Source organism: Cryobacterium adonitolivorans (assembly GCF_004402695.1).
GTDB classification, from domain to species: Bacteria; Actinomycetota; Actinomycetes; order Actinomycetales; family Microbacteriaceae; genus Cryobacterium; species Cryobacterium adonitolivorans.
This window is the reverse complement of record NZ_SOFL01000032.1, coordinates 45,084-62,734: the sequence shown is the minus strand read 5'-3', so window position 1 is coordinate 62,734 and position 17,651 is coordinate 45,084. Positions and strand designations below refer to the sequence as shown.

The window sequence follows — 17,651 nt, the reverse complement described above, 5'->3', positions numbered from 1 at the left end:
CGGCACCGGCGGCGGCAGCGCCCGCACCCGCCGCGCCGGCCCCGGCAGCACCCGCGGCCGAGTCCACCCGCGGCGCCCACGCCGGCACCAGCGGCTACGTCACGCCCATCGTGCGCAAGCTCGCGAACGAAGCCGGCGTTGACCTGTCCACCATCACCGGCACCGGTGTCGGCGGACGCATTCGCAAGCAGGACATCATCTCCGCCACGGCCGCGCCCGCCAGCCCGGCCGCCGCCGCCGAGGTCGAGGTCGAGGTCTCGCCGCTGCGCGGAACCACCGTGCCGATGTCGCGCCTGCGCAAGGTCGTCGCCGAGCGCGCCGTCGCGTCGATGCAGCAGACGGCCCAGCTCACCACCGTGGTGGAGGTTGACGTCACCCGGGTGGCCATGCTCCGCGACAAGGTCAAGGTCTCCTTCCACGAGAAGACCGGCAACAAGCTCTCCTTCCTGCCATTCTTCGCCCTGGCCGCGGCCGAGGCGCTGAAGGCGAACCCGATCATCAACGCGACAGTCGACGGAACGTCGATCGTGTACCCGGGCCAGGAGAACATGAGCATCGCCGTGGACACCGAGCGTGGACTGCTGACCCCGGTCATCCGCGACGCCGGTGACCTCGACCTGGCCGGTTTCGCCGCCCAGATCGCCGACCTGGCTGCGCGCACCCGCGACAACAAGCTCAAGCCCGACGAGCTGTCCGGTGGCACGTTCACCCTCACCAACACGGGTTCGCGCGGCGCGCTGTTCGACACCCCGGTGGTCTTCCTGCCGCAGAGCGCCATTCTCGGTACCGGCGTCGTCTACAAGAAGCCCGTCGTCGTGACCGACAAGGGCCTGGACTCCATCGCGATTCGTTCGACGGTGTTCCTGGCGCTGTCCTACGACCACCGCATCATTGACGGAGCGGACGCCTCGCGCTTCCTCACCACGATGAAGGCACGTCTGGAAGCCGGGGCTTTCGAGGCCAACCTCGGAATCTGATTCCCCAGCACCACTGCAGCACCGCTCACGGCCTGTGACCCGCCCGACGGGTCAGTAGTCGAAGAGCTCGCGTAACCGCCAGCCGGCCTCGCCCTTGATCACCAGGGCCGAGGCCGGCTGCATGCGTGCAGGCCCGCCCGCCACCGGTGTCAGAACGATCAGCGCCGCGTTGCCCCGGCGTTCCTGCACGGTGGCCGTGAATACTGTCGCCTTCCCCACAGTGAGCGGCCCCTGAGCAGCCAGCCGGCCGGCGCTGGGAGCCTCCTGCCGCGCCTGATACGAGTCAGCGGCCATGGCCACCGAACCGGCCTGGTCGACCCCCTCCAAGCACAGCACCGAAGCCTCCGCCAGGCACCCCTCGCGCAACTGGAGCAGAGCCAGCGTTGCCGCCGCCGGATCGTCCGCTTCAAGGGTCCCTGCGAATCCCGCTGCGCCCGCCGAACCGTTGTCGCCCTGCGCCGCAGCCGGTTCGGCGGCAGGCCTCGCTGTTGTCGTCCCTGGACCGGCAGCCGGGGAATCGGCCCAGGACAGCGCCGCCAGGCCGCCGGCCGCCAGCACAACCGCGAGGCAGACGCCGACGACGCCCGCCCGCACCGCCCGCCTCGGCACCGCCCGCCCCGGCAGAGCCCGCCCAAGCAGATCCCGCACCAGCAGAGCCCGCATCAGCAGAGCATGCCGCCACTTCGCCGTCGCCCGCGACCGGTCATGAACAATTTGCAGCCTGGACCGGTACCCGGCCCGCCACCTCAGCACCAGACGCCCCACCGGGCCACTCCGGTTCGCCGGTCTCCTGCGCTCCGCGCCCCTCAGCCGCCCATGGCCCGTGCCAGGCAGGCCGCGCACCTCCGTCGGGCGGGCCGGCCTGGTCAACACGATCCTGGGTGTGGCCGGGCCCTGCAGCTTGAGGGCTCCGTCCGCATCTGCCGGGGGAATGCCCGGTGCCGCGCCACGGACGGCTGTCGCAGGAGCCCAGGCGAACAGGACGGATTCCACGCCGGTCAGGTCCGTCGGTACGGGTCGCGCCGTGGCCGTCGCCTCGAACTCGGCCAGCACCGCCTGCGCGGTCGCCGCCTCCGGGACATGAGGATCCAGGTGGTCGAGGATGGCCCTGACACAGCCCGCCAGCCGTACGAGGTCGTCCCGCCGCCGCGCGACCCCGGCTCCCCCCGGCGGCAGATCCTCCAGGGCGCCCAGCCCGAGGAGCACCGGTCGGCCCCGGCCGTCGAACCGCACGCAGGCAGGTCCGATCATGGAGTGGCTGAATCCGGTTTCGTGCAGCGCCTGCAGCGCGGTCGTGATCGTGGCCGCGATGGTGACGACCTCGCCGGCGCCGAGGGCGCCCCGCTCGGCGAGCAGCCGGTCCAACGACGATCCGGTCAGGCGGTCAAGCACGAGGCAGAGCCGGCCGTCGGGCGCCGTCGCCACGTCCCTCAGCGACGCCAGCATCGCCGGCGGCACCGTGAGCATGGCTCGCACCTGCCGGTCGAGCGCCGGTCTGTCCGCGTCCAGCCTGAAGACCTTCAGCGCCGCGGTTCGGGCGTCGCCTCGCTCTCCGGCAGCCTGGCCGAGGTACACGATCGAACGGCTCCCGGTACCGAGGCGGCGTACCAGCCTGAACCCGGCCAGGGTCCCCTCGAGGTCGGTCATGTGCGCATGCTCCATCACCCCACCGTGCCGCGTCGGCCGGGCGACGCGGGCCCAGGGACGCGAATCTGGCGGAAACCCGACCGGTGCCCAGGCTGGGGAGGAGACCCCTAGACTGGCTGGATGCTCGACTTTGTCGTCGCGGGGCTAAGCGCCAACTCCGTGCCGTATTTCGAGGGCCTTGAGCTCCAGCGCGCCGTCCATCGCACGGTGGTGTCCGGTCAACGACCGAACACCGTCCTGCTCCTCGAACACCCCGCCGTCTACACGGCCGGTAAACGCACCCAGCCGGAGGACCGTCCCACCGACGGCACCCCGGTGGTGGACGTCGACCGCGGCGGCCGGATCACCTGGCACGGGCCGGGCCAGCTGATCGGATACCCGATCCTGCGTCTGCCCGAGCCCATCGATGTGGTCGGCTACGTGCGGCTGCTCGAGGATATTCTCATCGATGCCCTGGCAGATTTCGGCATCGACGGCAGACGGGTTCGCGGGCGCAGCGGCGTCTGGGTCGGACCCGCCGGGGCGGAGGACAAGATCGCCGCCATCGGCATCCGGGTCGCCGACGGCGTCACCATGCATGGGTTCGCACTCAATTGCAACAACTCCCTCGAACCGTATGACCGGATCGTGGCCTGCGGCATCGCCGATGCCGGTGTGACCACCATGTCCAGCGTGCTCGGCCGGGATGTCAGCACCGAGGACGTCGTCGACTCCGTCAGGACCCGTTTCCGCACCCGGCTGGCGGTGCCGGCGTGACCGCCGCGCCCGACGGTCGCCGGATGCTGCGGCTGGAAATCCGAAACGCCGAGACACCCATCGAACGCAAGCCCGACTGGATCAAGACCCGCGCCAGGATGGGCCCCGAATACCGCCAATTGCAGGATCTGGTGAAGAGCGAGAACCTGCACACGGTGTGCCAGGAAGCCGCCTGCCCGAACATCTACGAGTGCTGGGAAGACCGGGAGGCGACCTTCCTGATCGGTGGCTCACAGTGCACCCGGCGCTGCGACTTCTGTCAGATCGACACGGGCAAGCCCGCCGACTACGACACCGACGAGCCGAGGCGGGTCGCCGAGTCGGTTGTGGCGATGAACCTGCGCTACGCGACGGTGACCGGGGTCGCCCGCGATGATCTGCCTGACGAGGGCGCGTGGCTCTACGCGGAGACGATCCGGCAGATCCACCAGCAGAGCCCTGGCACCGGGGTCGAGATTCTCGTCCCGGACTTCACGGGCAATCCGGATCACCTGGCCGAGGTCTTCTCCGCCAGCCCCGAAGTTTTCGCGCACAACGTCGAAACGGTCCCGCGGATCTTCAAGCGCATCCGCCCTGCGTTCCGTTACGACAGGTCCCTCGACGTGCTGAGCCAGGGGCGTGCGGCGGGGCTGATCACCAAGTCGAACCTGATTCTGGGCATGGGCGAGGAACGCGCCGAGGTCTCCCAGGCCCTGGCCGACCTGCACGATGCCGGCACCGACATCATCACCATCACGCAGTATCTGCGGCCGAGCCCCCGGCACCTTCCGGTGGCCCGGTGGGTGCGGCCGGAGGAGTTCGTCGAACTCAAGGCTGAAGCGGAGCAGATCGGCTTCCTCGGTGTCCTCGCCGGCCCCCTGGTGCGCTCGTCCTACCGGGCCGGCCGGCTCTGGGCGCAGTCGATGACGGCGACCGGACGCCCGGTGCCGGCTCACCTCCAGCACCTCGCCGACGCGACCGTGGGCTTCAGCCAGGCCGTTTGACCCTAAATCCGTTCCGCGGATATCGACCGACTGGGTAGTCTTAGAACCATGGCACGAAGCAAGGACAAGAGTCCCCGCACCCCCAAAGAACCTGGCCGCTTGAAGCAAATGTGGCAGGTCTTCCAGATGACCCGGCGCTACGACTCGAACATCGTTCTGTTCATGATCCTGGGCTTTCTGATCCCCGTCGTAATCGGCCTGGCGCTCGCGCTCCTGCTGACCCCCGACAACGGGTTCACTATCGCGCTCTGGATCGTCGCCGGCGTGCTCGGTGGCGTCCTTGCGATGCTGATCATCCTGGGTCGGCGCGCCGAAAAGGCCGCGTACTCTCAGATCGAGGGCCAGCCCGGCGCCGTCGGCGCCGTTCTGCGCAGTTCGCTGAAGCGCGGGTGGGTGGGCAGTGAGATGCCCGTCGCCGTCAATGGCAAGACCCAGGACGCCGTCTACCGCGCCGTCGGCCGCGGCGGCGTGGTGCTCATCAGCGAGGGGCCGAGAACCCGTACCGCCCGCATGGTGGATGAGGAAAAGCGTTCCGTGGCGAAGGTCGGCGGCAACGTCGCGGTCACCGTCATCTCCGTCGGACCCGACGCCGATGCCGTTCCGCTGCACAAGCTCGCCCGGCGGCTGACCAGGATCAAGCCGTCCCTGACCAAGGCCGAGGTGCTCGCGGTGAACAACCGCCTCAACTCGATGACCAAGAAGCTGCCGATTCCCAAGGGTGTCGACCCCACCAAGGCCCGGCCGCAGCGCGGGAACTAGCCAGAGACAACCAGCAGAAAAAATGAAGGGCACGGGGTCACCCCCGTGCCCTTCGCTGCGCTGTGCTTGCTAGCGGCGTGCTGGTTAGCGGCGTGCTGGCTAACGGCGTGCTGGCTGGCGCCGTGCTGATTAGCGCCGGATCAGGACCGTGCCGGCGATCTTGTCATGGAAGCCGCGCTGGTCCGAGTCCCAGACCAGCGCGGGGATGGCCAGGCCCAGCAGCACCGACCGCACGATCGGGCGCCAGAGGCCCGCACGACCACCGGTGAGGGTGATCAGGCGCAAGCCGAGCAAGCGGTGACCGATGCTCCAGCCGAGCACTGCGAGCTGGACGGCCTGCAGGCCCACGAAGACCATCAGGACCACGAAACCGTCGTAGTCCAGCCAGGTGTACCCCCAGATCAGACAGGTCAGGGCCACGGCGATGGCCCAGTCGACGGCCAGCGCCGCGATCCGCCTGCCGACCCGCCCCACCGAGTGCGGGCCGGACCGTGGCAGGCCGAGCCGCTCCCCCGGCCAGGTACTGGGCGGCAGCTGCCCGAAGGTGGTGGGTCCTGAAGGCGTCGAATTCACCCGACCAGTGTATCGAGCGCCCCCTCTGTAACATGGAGGAAACATAAGCGTCATTCTCAAGTAACCCGTCCGTAATAGTGTCGGGGAAGCCGCAGTGTGCGACATTTCTAGTCACCCACGCCTACGTCGTTTGGAGTCAACCCGCATGTTCCGCGATTCGTCCGAAGTGCTCTCGTTCATCAAGGACACCGATGTCAAGTTCCTTGACCTTCGCTTTACCGACCTGCCGGGTGTGCAGCAGCACTTCAACATCCCCGCGTCGACCGTTGACGAGGACTTCTTCACCGTCGGCCAGATGTTCGACGGCTCGTCGATCCGCGGTTTCGCGTCGATCCACGAATCCGACATGCAGCTCATCCCCGACGTCACGACCGCGTACATCGACGCGTTCCGCGCCGAGCGCACCCTGATCATGCTCTTCGACATCTACAACCCTCGCAACGGCGAGATCTACTCCAAGGACCCGCGTCAGGTGGCCAAGAAGGCCGAGAAGTATCTCGCCTCCACCGGCATCGGCGACACGGCATTCTTCGGCTCAGAGGCCGAGTTCTACATCTTCGATGACGTGCGCTACGAGGTCAACCAGCACACCAGCTTCTACTCCGTCGACTCCAGCGAGGGCGCCTGGAACTCCGGCCGTAAGGAAGAGGGCGGCAACCTCGCCAACAAGACCCCGTTCAAGGGCGGCTACTTCCCCGTGAGCCCGGTTGACCAGCACGCCGACATGCGCGACGACATCTGCCTCAAGCTGATCGACGCCGGCCTCATCCTGGAGCGCAGCCACCACGAGGTGGGCACCGGCGGCCAGGGCGAGATCAACTACAAGTTCGACACCATGGTGCACGCGGCAGACGACCTGCTGAAGTTCAAGTACATCGTCAAGAACACCGCACATGAGTGGGGCAAGACCGCCACGTTCATGCCCAAGCCGCTCTTCGGCGACAACGGCTCCGGAATGCACACCCACCAGTCCCTCTGGGCCGACGGCAAGCCGCTGTTCTACGACGAGGCCGGCTATGGCGGCCTGTCCGACGTGGCTCGCTGGTACATCGGTGGCCTGCTCAAGCACGCCCCGGCTGTGCTCGCCTTCACCAACCCGACGGTCAACTCGTACCACCGCCTGGTGCCGGGCTTCGAAGCACCGGTCAACCTGGTCTACTCGGCCGGTAACCGCTCCGCGTCCATCCGCATCCCGATCACGGGTACCAACCCCAAGGCCAAGCGCCTCGAGTTCCGTGCGCCCGACGCGTCCGGTAACCCGTACCTCGCCTTCGCCGCCCAGCTGATGGCCGGCCTCGACGGTATCAAGAACCGCATCGAGCCGCACGAGCCCGTCGACAAGGACCTCTACGAGCTGCCGCCGGAAGAGGCGAAGAACATTCCGCAGGTTCCCGCGTCGCTGGAAGAGGCCCTGCAGGCGTTGGAGGCCGACCACGACTTCCTGCTCGCCGGCAACGTCTTCACCCCCGAGCTCATCGAGACCTGGATCGACTACAAGCGCGAGAAGGAAATCAAGCCCCTCGCGCAGCGGCCGCACCCGTTCGAATTCGAACTGTACTACGGGGTCTAATTTCCCGACCGCATGACGAAGGGGCCGCAACCATCAGGTTGCGGCCCCTTCGTCATTGTCGGCGTCGTTGTCGGCGTCGTTGTCAGCGTCGAGGTCAGCCGGAGAATGGCCCCGGCCGCTCGACCGGTCCGTAGAACCGGCGTTCGAACACCGCACGCGCGCGCCGGGTCACCGCGAGGTAGTCTTCCTCGAGCTGGTTGGCCGAACCCGGCGGGTACTCCATCATGCGGGCGACGCCGTCCAGCTGCATCCTGTCGCTGGGCAGCACATCCGCGGTCTTGTTGGTCCACAGGGTGATCGCCGACCGGCAGCGCGAGGCGAACAGCCAGGCGGCGCGGAGGACGGCGGCATCCGGTTCGGAGACCAGGCCGGCGCGGGTGGCCTCGTCGAGCGCTCCGAGGGTCGAGGTCGTGCGCAGGGCGGGGACGTGCGCCGCGTGTTGGAGCTGCAGCAGCTGGACGAACCATTCCACATCGCTCAGCGAGCCGCGTCCCAGCTTGAGGTGCCGGTTCGGGTCGGCTCCCTGTGGGAGTCGTTCGTTCTCGACGCGTGCCTTGATGCGCTTGATCTCGCGGACATCCTGGTCGCTGATCTGTTCCGGATACCGCACGGTGTCCATCACGGCGTGGAATGCCTCCAGGAGCGCGGGTTCCCCCGCGACCCCGCGGGCGCGCAGCAGCGCCTGGGCCTCCCAGGTCAGTGACCACCGGCGGTAGTAGGCCTGGTACGAGTCGATGGACCGCACCACCGCGCCGTTCTTGCCCTCGGGGCGCAGGCCGATGTCCAGGTCGAACGGCAGCCGGTTGTCCTCGGTGAGCCGGTTGAGTTCCCGGACGATGAATGTCGCCCGCTCGTGGGCCGCACCGCCCTCGAGGGCGGCGGGCCTGAAGACGTACATGACATCGGCGTCGGATCCGAAACCGAGTTCGGCTCCCCCGAACCGGCCCATGGCGATCACCGCGAATTCAATGCCGTCCGGAGCGAGCGGGCCGTCGTCACCGGTGAGACCGGCACCACGGATGGCGCCGAGGACCCCCTGGATGATGACCGTGGAGATATCCGTCAAGCCCGCGGCCAGCTCGTCGATGCTGAGGCGCCCGAGGATGGCCGACAACGCCAGGCGGAGCATCTCGCGGCGCCGGCTGGCGCGGAGCACCGACGCGGCGGCATCGGGACTGCCGTGCCTGGCCAGGACGGCACGGGCCTCGTCCTGCAACACGCCGAGCGGGCGGGGGCGCAGGTCGTCGTCGTGTTCCAGCCAGGCCACCGCCTCGGGAATGGTCTCCAGGAGTTCACCGACGTACCGCGACGCGGAGAGCACCCGGGTGAGACGTTCGGCGGCCCCCGACGAGTCGCGGAGCATCCGCAGGAACCAGTATGTGGAACCGAGGCTGTCGCTCAGCCTCCGGAAGGCCAGCAGCCCGTAGTCGGGGTCGGCACCGTCGGACAACCACTGCAGAAGCACCGGCAACAGGTGTTGCTGGATGGTTGCCCGCCGTGACACGCCGCTGGTGAGCGCGGCGATGTGGGCCAGGGCGCCCGTGGTGTTGCGGAAGCCGATCGCGGCCAGCCGGGCCTCGGCCTGCGCACTGGTGAGGTTCAGTCCCTCCGCGGGAAGGGCGGCGACCGCGGAGAGCAGCGGGCGGTAGAACAACCGTTCGTGCAGGCCGCGCACCCGGTGTTTGGTTGCCTCCCACCGCGTCGTGAGGGCCGCTGCGCTCGTCGCCAGGCCCGTCGCACGTGCCAGGACCCGCAGCCCGGACTCATCCCGCGGCAGCAGGTGGGTGCGGCGCAGCCGGTCCAACTGCAGCCGGTGCTCCATCAGGCGCAGCATCCGGTAGTCCTGGGCGAACTCGGCCGCTTCGGCGCGACCGACGTAGCCGGCATCGGCCAGGGCGGCCAGGGCCGGCAACGTTCCGGGCTGCCGGATGTCGGGGTCGGTCTGGCCGTGCACCAGCTGGAGGAGCTGGACGGTGAATTCGATATCACGCAGACCGCCGGGGCCCAGTTTCAGTTGCACGGCCACCTCGTCGGCGGGGATGTTGCTCGTGACGCGCTCGCGCATCCGCTGCACGGAGTCGACGAAGTTCTCCCGGCTGGCGCTGGTCCACACCTTGGGGGCGACGGCGTCGACGTAGCGGGAGCCGAGCTCCAGGTCGCCGGCCAGGGGGTGCGCCTTCAGCAGCGCCTGGAACTCCCAGCTCTTGGCCCAGCGGTCGTAGTAGGCGATGTGGGATTCGAGGGAGCGCACCAGGGCGCCGGACTTGCCCTCAGGGCGCAGGTTGGGGTCGACCTCCCACAGTTCGGGCTCCATGCTCGGCTGGTTGAGCCCGCGCATCATCAGGACCGCCAGCCTGGTGGCGATGTCCACGGCCCTGGCGGCGCTGAGTCCAGCGTCCTCGTTCCCCTCTGCAACAAAGATGACGTCGACGTCGCTGACATAGTTCAGCTCCCCCGCCCCCGCCTTACCCATGCCGATCACGGCGAGCCTGGTCAGTCGCACCTCGTCGACCGGGTAGATGCCGTGCGCGGCCACGGTGCCGCTGCACATGCCCCTGGCGACCGCGAGGGACGCTTCCAGCGCTGCCGCGGCCAGGTGAGCCAGGGTCCTGGCGATCCGGTCGAGCCCGGCGACGGGATCGGCCTGTTCGAGGTCGAACGCCGCCAACTCGGCGAGGCGGCGGCGGTATCGCACCCGCAGGGCCACCCAGCCCTCGTCGTCGACGAGTTCGGCGAAGCCACCGGTCGACTGGACGGAATCGAGCAGGTCGTCGGTCAGCTCGCGAAGCCCCGCTACAGCGGTGGTCTTCTCGTGCAGCACCGAGAGTTCCGCCGGGTGCCTCAGGAAAAAGTCGGTCAACCCGGTCGAGGCGCCGGTCACCAGCACCAGGCGCTGCAGGGCGCCGGGATGCCTCCGGAGAGCCACGAACTCGGCCGGGGCCTGGCGCACCAGCGACAGCACGGCGAACAGGGCCGCATCGGGATTCGCCGCCCGCGAGAGCAGCGGGAACAGATCCGACGGGTCCGGCCCGCCGAGTTCACCGACCTCGTCGAGACGCGCGCGGGCCTCGCCGAGATCGGCGAAGCCCACCCGAGCGAGGTCCGTCAGGGTCAGCTGTTCTCTCGCCATGTCGTGTACCTGTCTGAGATGAGCTCCTAGAGCATCTCGAGGTTCTTATTGAGTTCGAACGGGGTGACCTGCGAGCGGTACTCGCGCCATTCCTGGCGCTTGTTGAGCAGCACGTAGTTGAACACGTGCTCCCCGAGCGTCTCGGCGACCAGCTCGGACTCCTCCATGTACTGGATGGCGTGGTCGAGGCTGGCGGGCAGCTGGTGGTAGCCGAGCGCGCGACGCTCGGTGTCGCTGAGCCCCCACACGTTGTCCTCGGCCTCCGGCGGCAGCTCGTAGCCCTCCTCGATGCCCTTGAGCCCGGCGGCGAGCATCAGCGAGTACGCGAGGTACGGGTTGGCGGCAGAGTCGATCGCCCGGTACTCGATGCGCGAGCTCTGACCCTTGTTGGGCTTGTAGAGCGGGACACGAATCAGCGCGGACCGGTTGTTGTGGCCCCAGCACACGAAGCTGGGGGCCTCGTCGCCGCCCCACAGCCGCTTGTACGAGTTCACGAACTGGTTGGTCACGGCCGTGATCTCCGGCGCGTGCCTCAGCAGCCCCGCAATGAACTGGCGCCCGGTCTTCGACAGCTGGTACTGCGCTCCGGCCTCGTAGAACGCGTTGGTGTCGCCCTCGAAGAGGGAGAGGTGGGTGTGCATCCCGGAGCCCGGCTGGTCGGAGAGCGGCTTGGGCATGAACGTCGCGTAGACGCCCTGCTCGATCGCCACCTCCTTGATGACGGTGCGGAAGGTCATGATGTTGTCGGCGGTGGTGAGGGCATCCGCGTAGCGCAGGTCGATCTCGTTCTGGCCGGGGCCCGCCTCGTGGTGGCTGAACTCCACCGAGATGCCGAGGTCTTCGAGCATCCGCACCGAGCGGCGCCGGAAGTCGTGCGCGGTTCCGCCTGGCACGTTGTCGAAGTAGCCGGCCGAGTCGACAGGGACCGGACCGTTCTTGCCGAACTTCGACGACTTCAGGAGGTAGAACTCGATCTCCGGGTGCGTGTAGAAGGTGAAGCCGCGTTCGGCGGCCTTCGCCAGGGTGCGCTTGAGAACATTCCGGGGATCGGCCACGGCGGGCTGCCCGTCTGGCGTAGTGATGTCGCAGAACATGCGCGCGGTGGGGTCGACCTCACCCCGCCACGGCAGGATCTGGAACGTGGTGGGGTCCGGATGGGCCAGCACGTCGGCCTCGAACGAGCGCGTCAGGCCCTCGATCGCTGATCCGTCGAAACCCAGTCCCTCGGCGAACGCACCCTCCACCTCGGCCGGTGCGATGGCGACCGACTTGAGGGTGCCGACCACATCGGTGAACCACAGTCGAATGAACTTGATGCCCCGTTCCTCGATGGTCCGAAGAACGAAGTCGCGCTGCTTGTCCATTCACGCCCTTTCTTGTCGCACTTAGGCTACCGGCTGCCGACGGCGCGCGGGCGAAAACCGGCTGATCCCGGCCGCGAATGACGGTCGGAATCGACCGCTGAGTACACTTGAGCACATGCCAGAGATCCCCATACCCGACGCCGCCAACGCCGTCGAGGTGCAGAATCCATACGCCGGCGCCACCGCAGGTCCCAAGCGCGTGCGCACCAGGCATTTTCAGAACGCGAAGCAGCAGGGGATCTCGATCACGGGCCTGACCAGCTATGACATGATGACCGCCCAGATCTTCGATCAGGCCGGCATCGACTTCCTTCTCGTCGGGGATTCCGCCGGGAACAACGTCTTCGGCTATGAGACCACCCTGCCCGTCACCGTCGACGAGCTGATCCCGCTCACCCGTGCCGTGGCCAGGGCCGTGACCAGGGCACTTGTCGTGGCCGACATGCCGTTCGGCAGCTACGAGACCGGACCGTCGGAGGCGCTGCGAACCGCGGTGCGTTTCATGAAGGAGGCCCAGGCTCACGCGGTGAAGCTCGAGGGCGGGGTGCGCAGCCGCAAGCAGATCTCCCGGATCGTGTCGGCGGGCATCCCGGTCATGGCTCACATCGGCTTCACCCCGCAAAGTGAACACGGTCTGGGCGGACACATGATCCAGGGGCGCGGCGCCGGCGCCGATCAGCTGATCACGGACGCCCTCGCCGTGCAGGACGCCGGCGCGTTCGCTGTCGTCCTGGAGATGGTGCCGTCGGCTGTCGCCGCAGAGGTCACCAAACGTCTGGAGATCCCCACCATCGGGGTGGGCGCCGGCCCCGACGTCGACGGACAGCTGATGGTCTGGACCGATTTCGCCGGCATGACCGAGGGCCGGGTGCCACGGTTCGTGCGCCAGTACGCGAACATGCGTTCGGTGCTCTCCGACGCGGTGCGCGCCTTCAAGGACGACGTCGATACCGGAGCCTATCCGGGTCCCGAGCACAGCTACGAGTAGCCGGAGCCGGAGCGGGGCGCCTCAGCGGTCCTCGGCCTCGTCGTCCTCGGCCCACTTGGCGCTGTTGGCGCGCAGTTTGTCGAGCGCGTGCGTCGCCTCGTCAAACGTCGAGAACGGACCTACCCTGTCGACGGAGGGCGACAGCATGCCCTTCTCGACCGCGCCGGTGCGCATGTTGTACCAGAACTGGTGATCAGCATCTTCGGCCATAAGCTTGATCCTATGCCTAAGGATTCAATCGGTCATCTCCTTCCGGGAGCCGTGTCCAGCCACCGCTCCGTTCCCTCCCATATCGTTCGTCCCGAGTACGTGGGGCACACCGCGCCGGCCCGGTTCACCGGGTCGGACGTCTACTCCCCCGAGCGCATCGCGCTGATCCGGGAGTCCGGACGCCTCGCGGCGGACGCGATCCAGGAGGTCGGGCGAGCCGTACGGCCCGGGGTCACGACCGAGGAACTCGACAGGGTCGGCCACGAGTTCCTGATCCGGAACGACGCCTATCCGTCCACGCTGGGCTACCGCGGCTACCCGAAGTCGCTGTGTTCCTCGGTCAACGAGGTCATCTGCCACGGAATTCCCGACGACACCGTGCTCGAGAACGGTGACATCGTCAACATCGACATCACCGCATACAAGAACGGGGTGCACGGTGATTCGAACGTCACCTTCATCGTCGGCGAGGCCACCGAGGAGGTCACCCTGCTTGTCGATCGCACCCGCGAGGCCCTGGCGCGCGGGATCAAGGCCGTCGCACCCGGCCGGCAGGTCAACGTGATCGGCCGCACCATCGAGTCGTACGCCAAACGTTTCGGCTACGGCGTCGTTCGCGACTTCACCGGTCACGGCGTCGGCGACGCGTTCCATTCGGGCCTGATCATCCCGCACTACGACTCCGCACCGCAGTACGACACGGTCATGGAAGTGGGCATGGTGTTCACCATCGAACCGATGCTGACCCTGGGTACCAGTGACTGGGACATGTGGGCGGATGACTGGACGGTTCTCACCCGTGATCGCAGCATCACCGCGCAGTTCGAGCACACTCTGGTGGTCACCGAACGTGGCGCCGAAATCCTGACGCTACCGCAGCCGGTAGATTGACAGCATGAGTTCAACCACTGCCATCGGCATCGATATCGGCGGAACCGGCATCAAGGGGGCTGTGGTGGACCTGTCCACCGGGACCCTGCTCTCGGACCGCGTCAAGCTGCCCACCCCCAAGGGCGGCCGGCCCCAGGATATCATCGAGACCACCCGCCAGCTCCTGGCGACGGTGTCTGCCGGATCGGGAGATGTGCCCATCGGCGTGTGCTTCCCCGCGGTCGTCAAGCACGGTCACACGATGTCGGCGGCCAATGTGTCCGACAAATGGATCGGCCTCGCCGCGGAGAAGCTCTTCGAAAAGGGCCTCGGCGTGCCCATCCATTTCGTGAACGACGCTGACGCGGCCGGATACGCGGAGGCGACGTTCGGCGCCGCCAAGGGCGTCGACGGTGTCGTGCTGCTCACCACCCTGGGCACCGGCATCGGCACCGCCCTGATCAACGACGGCGCTCTCGTGCCGAACACCGAGTTCGGCCACCTGGAAATCGACGGCGTGGACTACGAGACCCGTGCGGCCTTCTCGGCCAAGGAACGCGACAACCTCAGCTGGGAGAAGTGGGCGTCACGCCTGCAGAAGTACTACGCCAAGCTGGAGTCCCTGTTCACTCCGGACCTGTTCATCGTCGGCGGTGGCGTGTCGAAGCACCACGAAAACTTCCTCCCCCTGTTGCACCTGGACACCCGGATCATCCCGGCCGTGCACCGCAACAACGCCGGCATCCTCGGCGCCGCAGCCCTGGCGGTCAAGCACGCGCCGGTCACCGCCTAGCCGACTAGCTGTACGCCCGGCTGCTCTGGCGTTGCTGACGCGCGCGCCACCAGAGCCGCACCCGGTGGGCCAGCCGCCGGACGACCCGGGTGAGCCGGTGTGCGGCGGGGAACTCCGTGCCGAGGATGGCGACGCCGACGAAGACGATCAGCCAGCCAGGTCCCGGAAGCGGCACCAGGATGAGCCCGACGACGATGACCGCCAGTCCGGCGAGGGCGACAAGCACCCGGTACGGCGCCCGCAGGCGCGGGTGCCGGTGGATCCAGGCGCGGGACCGGCGCAGCAGAGCCCGGATCCGCGACCAGAGCCCGTCGGACGTGGCGACCGGACCGGGCGTGGCGGCGGCATCGGACCGGGACACGGATGTGCTCATGGGCCCAGGGTAGAAGCACTCGCTGGGAATGCGCCATCCGGCTGGACCCTCCTGCGCAACTCCCAGCTTCGATGAGGGAATGGGCCGACTATTACGCCGGGTTTTGTCCCGGTATTCACCATGGACGGCCATCTATCTCGGGACTACGTTGCCGCAGCCCTCTAGCGGTCTACCCGGAAACTCGGCGAGCCGCCTTGGCGTTTCCTGTTCGACCTTGCTCCGGACGAGGTTTACCGAGCCGACCAGGTCACCCTGGCCGCTGGTGGTCTCTTACACCACCGTTTCACCCTTACCGACGGCTTGCGCCGGCGGCGGTCTACTTTCTGTGGCACTGTCTCGCGGGTTGCCCCGGGTGGGTGTTACCCACCGTCCTGCTCTGTGGAGCCCGGACGTTCCTCGGCATCACGGGCTTCGAAAAGCCCGGATGACGCGACCGTCTTGTCGACCCATTCCGTCGTCGAGCCTACAGCAATGGGCGCTAGATGCCGGATTCCTCGGTGCGGACCAGGATGGCGCCGCAATCCGGGCAGAAGACGATGTCGTCCGCGGGTGCCGCCCGGACTTCTTCGAGGTCGTTGCCCGTCAGGGTCATGGTGCAGCCGCTGCAGGTGCGGGCACGGAGCAGGGAGGCCGCGTTGCCTCGGCCGGCCACCCGCCGCTTCTCGTACAGCGCCGACAGGTCCTCGCCGATGGCGGAGACGATCGCGACCCTGTCCCTGGCCAGCTCGCCCAGCTGGCGGTTCAGGTCGACCAGAAGCGCGTCGCGGTCGGCCTCGATACCGGCCACCCGGCTGGCCACGGCGGCCCGTTCAGTTTCGGTCTCGGCGACGGCCGCTTCCTTTTCCTCGAGGCGTTCCATCACGGCGAGTTCGATCTCCTCGAGCGCGGCCAGGCGCGCGCCCAGAGCGGTGAGTTCGCTCTCCAGGGCGTGTACGTCCTTCATGGACGAGGTGTGCTGGGCGCGATCGGTATCGCGGGCTATGCGCTTTTCGACCACTTCGACGTCGGACTCGATGCGGCGCAACTCGATCTGGGCGTCCTCGACCTCGCCGGCGCGACCGGTCAGGACCGTCTTGGACGCGTCGAGGCCGCGGCCCAGGTCGGCGAGCTCGGCGTGTTGCGGCAACGCCTTGGCCTGGTGTTCGACCTGCTGCAGTTTGATGTCGAGGGCCTGGAGCCGCAGGAGCTCCTTCTGCTCTGTGGGAGATGCCTTCACAATGTCCTGACCTTCATGATTATGGAGTTGAAAATGAACGGGGGTGATCCAGGCTCACTGGGTGACGACGAAGTCCCAGGGGTCGGTCCGCACGTCGCTGACCTCGATGCGGATGCCGGGCAGCCTGTGCCGCAGTGCTGCAGCGGCGACGTCCAACCAGAGCCACTCGCTGGCCCAGTGTGACACGTCGATGAGGGCCGGGCCAACCCCGGCGAGGATCGACTGTTCCCTGGACTCCGACGCCGGGTGATGCCGGAGGTCGGAGGTGATGAAGACGTCGGCGGAACGCACGGCCGCGTCCCCCAGGAGCGAGTCGCCGGCCCCTCCGCACAGCGCCACGGTCTCGATTGTCTCTGCGTACCCACCGGCCACGCGCACGCCGGTCGCCGTCGGTGGAATCAGGGTCGCCAGGCGGCGGGCGAGAAGACCGAGTGTCGTGGGCTCGGGGAGCCTGCCGACCCGGCCGATGCCCGTCCCCGGGACCAGTCCACTCGTGATCGGACGCGTGTCGACCAGGCCCAGGCGCGAGGCGATGACATCCGACACCCCGTCTTCGACGACATCGGCATTGGTATGGGCGGCCAGGAGGGCGCAGTCTGCGCGGATCAGCCGCGCGAGCAGGGCGCCCTTGTAGCGGTCTTCGGACACGCTGGTGACCCCGCGCAGCAAGAGCGGGTGATGGGCGAGCAACAGGTCAGCCCCGGAGGTGATCGCCTCCGCGACGGTCTCGGTGACAACATCGACGGCCAGCAGAATGGAATCGACCCGGCGTGCAGGGTCGCCGCTGATCAGACCCGGCGCATCCCAGTCCTCGGCGCCGGACAGAGGCCACAGTTCATGGGAGACCCGGGCGACTTCAGCGAGCGAGAATGACACCCTGTCAGCCTACTAGTTCCACCGAGCCGCCGTCCGCGGCGACTGACGGCGTGCCGCCCGTCACCAGCCGAGTGTGCCCGGTGCGCCCTTGAACGGGCCGACGATCCGCTCGGTGATCCAGCCGCCGTAGAAGTCGCCCGGCTGGGCGCGCACGAGCTCGCCATCCACCGTGCACTGGTCGAGTCGACCGGGGTAGACGGCCACCCGGCCGGCCAGCATTTCGAAGCCGGCCGCTGGGTGGGGGTAGTGCCACGCCACCGCATCCGCCCGTTGGTCGCCGACGACGATGCTGAGGTAGGACGCCACGCCCTTGTACTCACAGACGCTGTGCCCGTTGACCGGGGCGAGCACGCCGGCCGGGAACGCGTCCCGTGGCAGGTAGTAGGTGGGAGGATGGCTGGTCTCCAGCACGCGGACGCTGTCGCGGGTATCGGCGATGACCGTGCCGTTGAACCGAAGCACGATGCGTTCCCGGCTTGGCTCCACCCGCGGTGGGCGCGGATAGTCCCAGACCGACTCCTGGCCGGGTCCCGGTAGCGCCCGGTGCCCGCTCATGCTCCTCATGG

General features: G+C 68.0%; 17 protein-coding genes and 1 other RNA gene. 8 read left to right on the top strand and 10 right to left on the bottom strand.

Annotated elements, in window-relative coordinates; translation table 11 throughout:
* Positions 1–977: 2-oxoglutarate dehydrogenase, E2 component, dihydrolipoamide succinyltransferase (gene sucB / locus E3O42_RS09305; protein WP_134453672.1), on the top strand; the 977-nt coding region annotated here is incomplete at its 5' end.
* Between the two features lie 51 nt (positions 978–1,028).
* On the opposite strand, the gene E3O42_RS09300 is transcribed toward sucB, so the two are convergent.
* Positions 1,029–2,639: a serine/threonine-protein kinase gene (locus E3O42_RS09300; RefSeq protein ID WP_134453671.1), complete on the bottom strand. Its 1,611-nt coding sequence runs from the start codon at positions 2,637–2,639 to the stop codon at positions 1,029–1,031.
* Positions 2,640–2,744: 105 nt separating this feature from the next.
* Here E3O42_RS09300 and lipB point away from each other — a divergent pair, with 105 nt between their 5' ends.
* From lipB to E3O42_RS09285, 3 genes are read left to right on the top strand one after another with little or no spacing between them, the layout of a single operon-like run.
* The gene (gene lipB, locus E3O42_RS09295) at positions 2,745–3,380 is read left to right on the top strand and encodes a lipoyl(octanoyl) transferase LipB (protein WP_134453670.1); all 636 of its coding nucleotides are present in this window, start codon (positions 2,745–2,747) and stop codon (positions 3,378–3,380) included.
* Positions 3,377–4,363 carry a lipoyl synthase gene (lipA, locus tag E3O42_RS09290; RefSeq protein ID WP_174844245.1) on the top strand — a complete coding sequence of 329 codons (987 nt, stop codon included), beginning with the start codon at positions 3,377–3,379 and terminating at the stop codon, positions 4,361–4,363. Before lipB ends, lipA begins: the two co-directional genes overlap by 4 nt.
* Before the next feature lie 48 nt (positions 4,364–4,411).
* Positions 4,412–5,122 (top strand): DUF4191 domain-containing protein, encoded by a 711-nt coding sequence (locus E3O42_RS09285; RefSeq protein ID WP_134453669.1) that lies wholly within the window; start codon positions 4,412–4,414, stop codon positions 5,120–5,122.
* 129 nt (positions 5,123–5,251) lie between these two features.
* On the opposite strand, the gene E3O42_RS09280 is transcribed toward E3O42_RS09285, so the two are convergent.
* On the bottom strand, positions 5,252–5,695 hold the full coding sequence (locus E3O42_RS09280; RefSeq protein ID WP_241984742.1) for an RDD family protein: 444 nt from the start codon (positions 5,693–5,695) through the stop codon (positions 5,252–5,254).
* Between the two features lie 145 nt (positions 5,696–5,840).
* Here E3O42_RS09280 and glnA (E3O42_RS09275) point away from each other — a divergent pair, with 145 nt between their 5' ends.
* Positions 5,841–7,265, top strand: a complete 1,425-nt coding sequence (glnA, locus tag E3O42_RS09275; protein WP_134453667.1) for a type I glutamate--ammonia ligase — start codon at positions 5,841–5,843, stop codon at positions 7,263–7,265.
* A 94-nt stretch (positions 7,266–7,359) separates the two neighbouring features.
* Here the strand turns inward: glnA (E3O42_RS09275) and E3O42_RS09270 are convergent, their stop codons facing one another.
* Entirely contained in the window at positions 7,360–10,395 is a 3,036-nt protein-coding gene (locus E3O42_RS09270; RefSeq protein ID WP_134453666.1) for a bifunctional [glutamine synthetase] adenylyltransferase/[glutamine synthetase]-adenylyl-L-tyrosine phosphorylase, read from the bottom strand.
* A gap of 26 nt (positions 10,396–10,421) precedes the next feature.
* Entirely contained in the window at positions 10,422–11,759 is a 1,338-nt protein-coding gene (glnA, locus tag E3O42_RS09265; RefSeq protein WP_134453665.1) for a type I glutamate--ammonia ligase, read from the bottom strand.
* A 115-nt stretch (positions 11,760–11,874) separates the two neighbouring features.
* On the opposite strand from glnA (E3O42_RS09265), the gene panB reads away from it, so the two are divergent.
* Entirely contained in the window at positions 11,875–12,747 is an 873-nt protein-coding gene (panB, locus tag E3O42_RS09260) for a 3-methyl-2-oxobutanoate hydroxymethyltransferase (protein ID WP_134453664.1), read from the top strand.
* A 21-nt stretch (positions 12,748–12,768) separates the two neighbouring features.
* On the opposite strand, the gene E3O42_RS09255 is transcribed toward panB, so the two are convergent.
* Positions 12,769–12,957, bottom strand: coding sequence for an SPOR domain-containing protein (locus E3O42_RS09255; RefSeq protein WP_134453663.1), 189 nt, complete (start codon positions 12,955–12,957; stop codon positions 12,769–12,771).
* Positions 12,958–12,969: 12 nt separating this feature from the next.
* Between E3O42_RS09255 and map the strand changes: the two genes are divergently transcribed.
* Together map and ppgK are read left to right on the top strand one after the other, a co-directional pair.
* Positions 12,970–13,848 (top strand): type I methionyl aminopeptidase, encoded by an 879-nt coding sequence (map, locus tag E3O42_RS09250; protein ID WP_134453662.1) that lies wholly within the window; start codon positions 12,970–12,972, stop codon positions 13,846–13,848.
* Between the two features lie 4 nt (positions 13,849–13,852).
* The gene (gene ppgK / locus E3O42_RS09245) at positions 13,853–14,620 is read left to right on the top strand and encodes a polyphosphate--glucose phosphotransferase (protein WP_134453661.1); all 768 of its coding nucleotides are present in this window, start codon (positions 13,853–13,855) and stop codon (positions 14,618–14,620) included.
* A 4-nt stretch (positions 14,621–14,624) separates the two neighbouring features.
* Here ppgK and E3O42_RS09240 read toward each other — a convergent pair whose 3' ends face one another.
* From E3O42_RS09240 to E3O42_RS09220, 5 genes are all read right to left on the bottom strand, one after another.
* Entirely contained in the window at positions 14,625–14,993 is a 369-nt protein-coding gene (locus E3O42_RS09240) for a TIGR02611 family protein (RefSeq protein ID WP_134453660.1), read from the bottom strand.
* Between the two features lie 76 nt (positions 14,994–15,069).
* An RNA gene (rnpB, locus tag E3O42_RS09235) (RNase P RNA component class A) lies at positions 15,070–15,442 on the bottom strand.
* A 29-nt stretch (positions 15,443–15,471) separates the two neighbouring features.
* Positions 15,472–16,209 carry a zinc ribbon domain-containing protein gene (locus E3O42_RS09230; protein ID WP_134453659.1) on the bottom strand — a complete coding sequence of 246 codons (738 nt, stop codon included), beginning with the start codon at positions 16,207–16,209 and terminating at the stop codon, positions 15,472–15,474.
* 54 nt (positions 16,210–16,263) lie between these two features.
* Positions 16,264–17,085, bottom strand: coding sequence for a Nif3-like dinuclear metal center hexameric protein (locus tag E3O42_RS09225; RefSeq protein WP_134453658.1), 822 nt, complete (start codon positions 17,083–17,085; stop codon positions 16,264–16,266).
* A gap of 60 nt (positions 17,086–17,145) precedes the next feature.
* Positions 17,146–17,640: a DUF427 domain-containing protein gene (locus E3O42_RS09220; RefSeq protein WP_174844244.1), complete on the bottom strand. Its 495-nt coding sequence runs from the start codon at positions 17,638–17,640 to the stop codon at positions 17,146–17,148.
* Positions 17,641–17,651 lie beyond the last annotated feature (11 nt).

Coding starts and splice junctions, on each gene's coding strand:
- E3O42_RS09300 (WP_134453671.1), bottom strand. CDS start 2,639: ATGGAGCATGCGCACATGACCGACCTCGAGGGGACCCTGGCCGGGTTC.
- lipB (WP_134453670.1), top strand. CDS start 2,745: ATGCTCGACTTTGTCGTCGCGGGGCTAAGCGCCAACTCCGTGCCGTAT.
- E3O42_RS09285 (WP_134453669.1), top strand. CDS start 4,412: ATGGCACGAAGCAAGGACAAGAGTCCCCGCACCCCCAAAGAACCTGGC.
- glnA (WP_134453667.1), top strand. CDS start 5,841: ATGTTCCGCGATTCGTCCGAAGTGCTCTCGTTCATCAAGGACACCGAT.
- E3O42_RS09270 (WP_134453666.1), bottom strand. CDS start 10,395: ATGGCGAGAGAACAGCTGACCCTGACGGACCTCGCTCGGGTGGGCTTC.
- glnA (WP_134453665.1), bottom strand. CDS start 11,759: ATGGACAAGCAGCGCGACTTCGTTCTTCGGACCATCGAGGAACGGGGC.
- panB (WP_134453664.1), top strand. CDS start 11,875: ATGCCAGAGATCCCCATACCCGACGCCGCCAACGCCGTCGAGGTGCAG.
- E3O42_RS09255 (WP_134453663.1), bottom strand. CDS start 12,957: ATGGCCGAAGATGCTGATCACCAGTTCTGGTACAACATGCGCACCGGC.
- map (WP_134453662.1), top strand. CDS start 12,970: ATGCCTAAGGATTCAATCGGTCATCTCCTTCCGGGAGCCGTGTCCAGC.
- ppgK (WP_134453661.1), top strand. CDS start 13,853: ATGAGTTCAACCACTGCCATCGGCATCGATATCGGCGGAACCGGCATC.
- E3O42_RS09240 (WP_134453660.1), bottom strand. CDS start 14,993: ATGAGCACATCCGTGTCCCGGTCCGATGCCGCCGCCACGCCCGGTCCG.
- E3O42_RS09220 (WP_174844244.1), bottom strand. CDS start 17,640: ATGAGCGGGCACCGGGCGCTACCGGGACCCGGCCAGGAGTCGGTCTGG.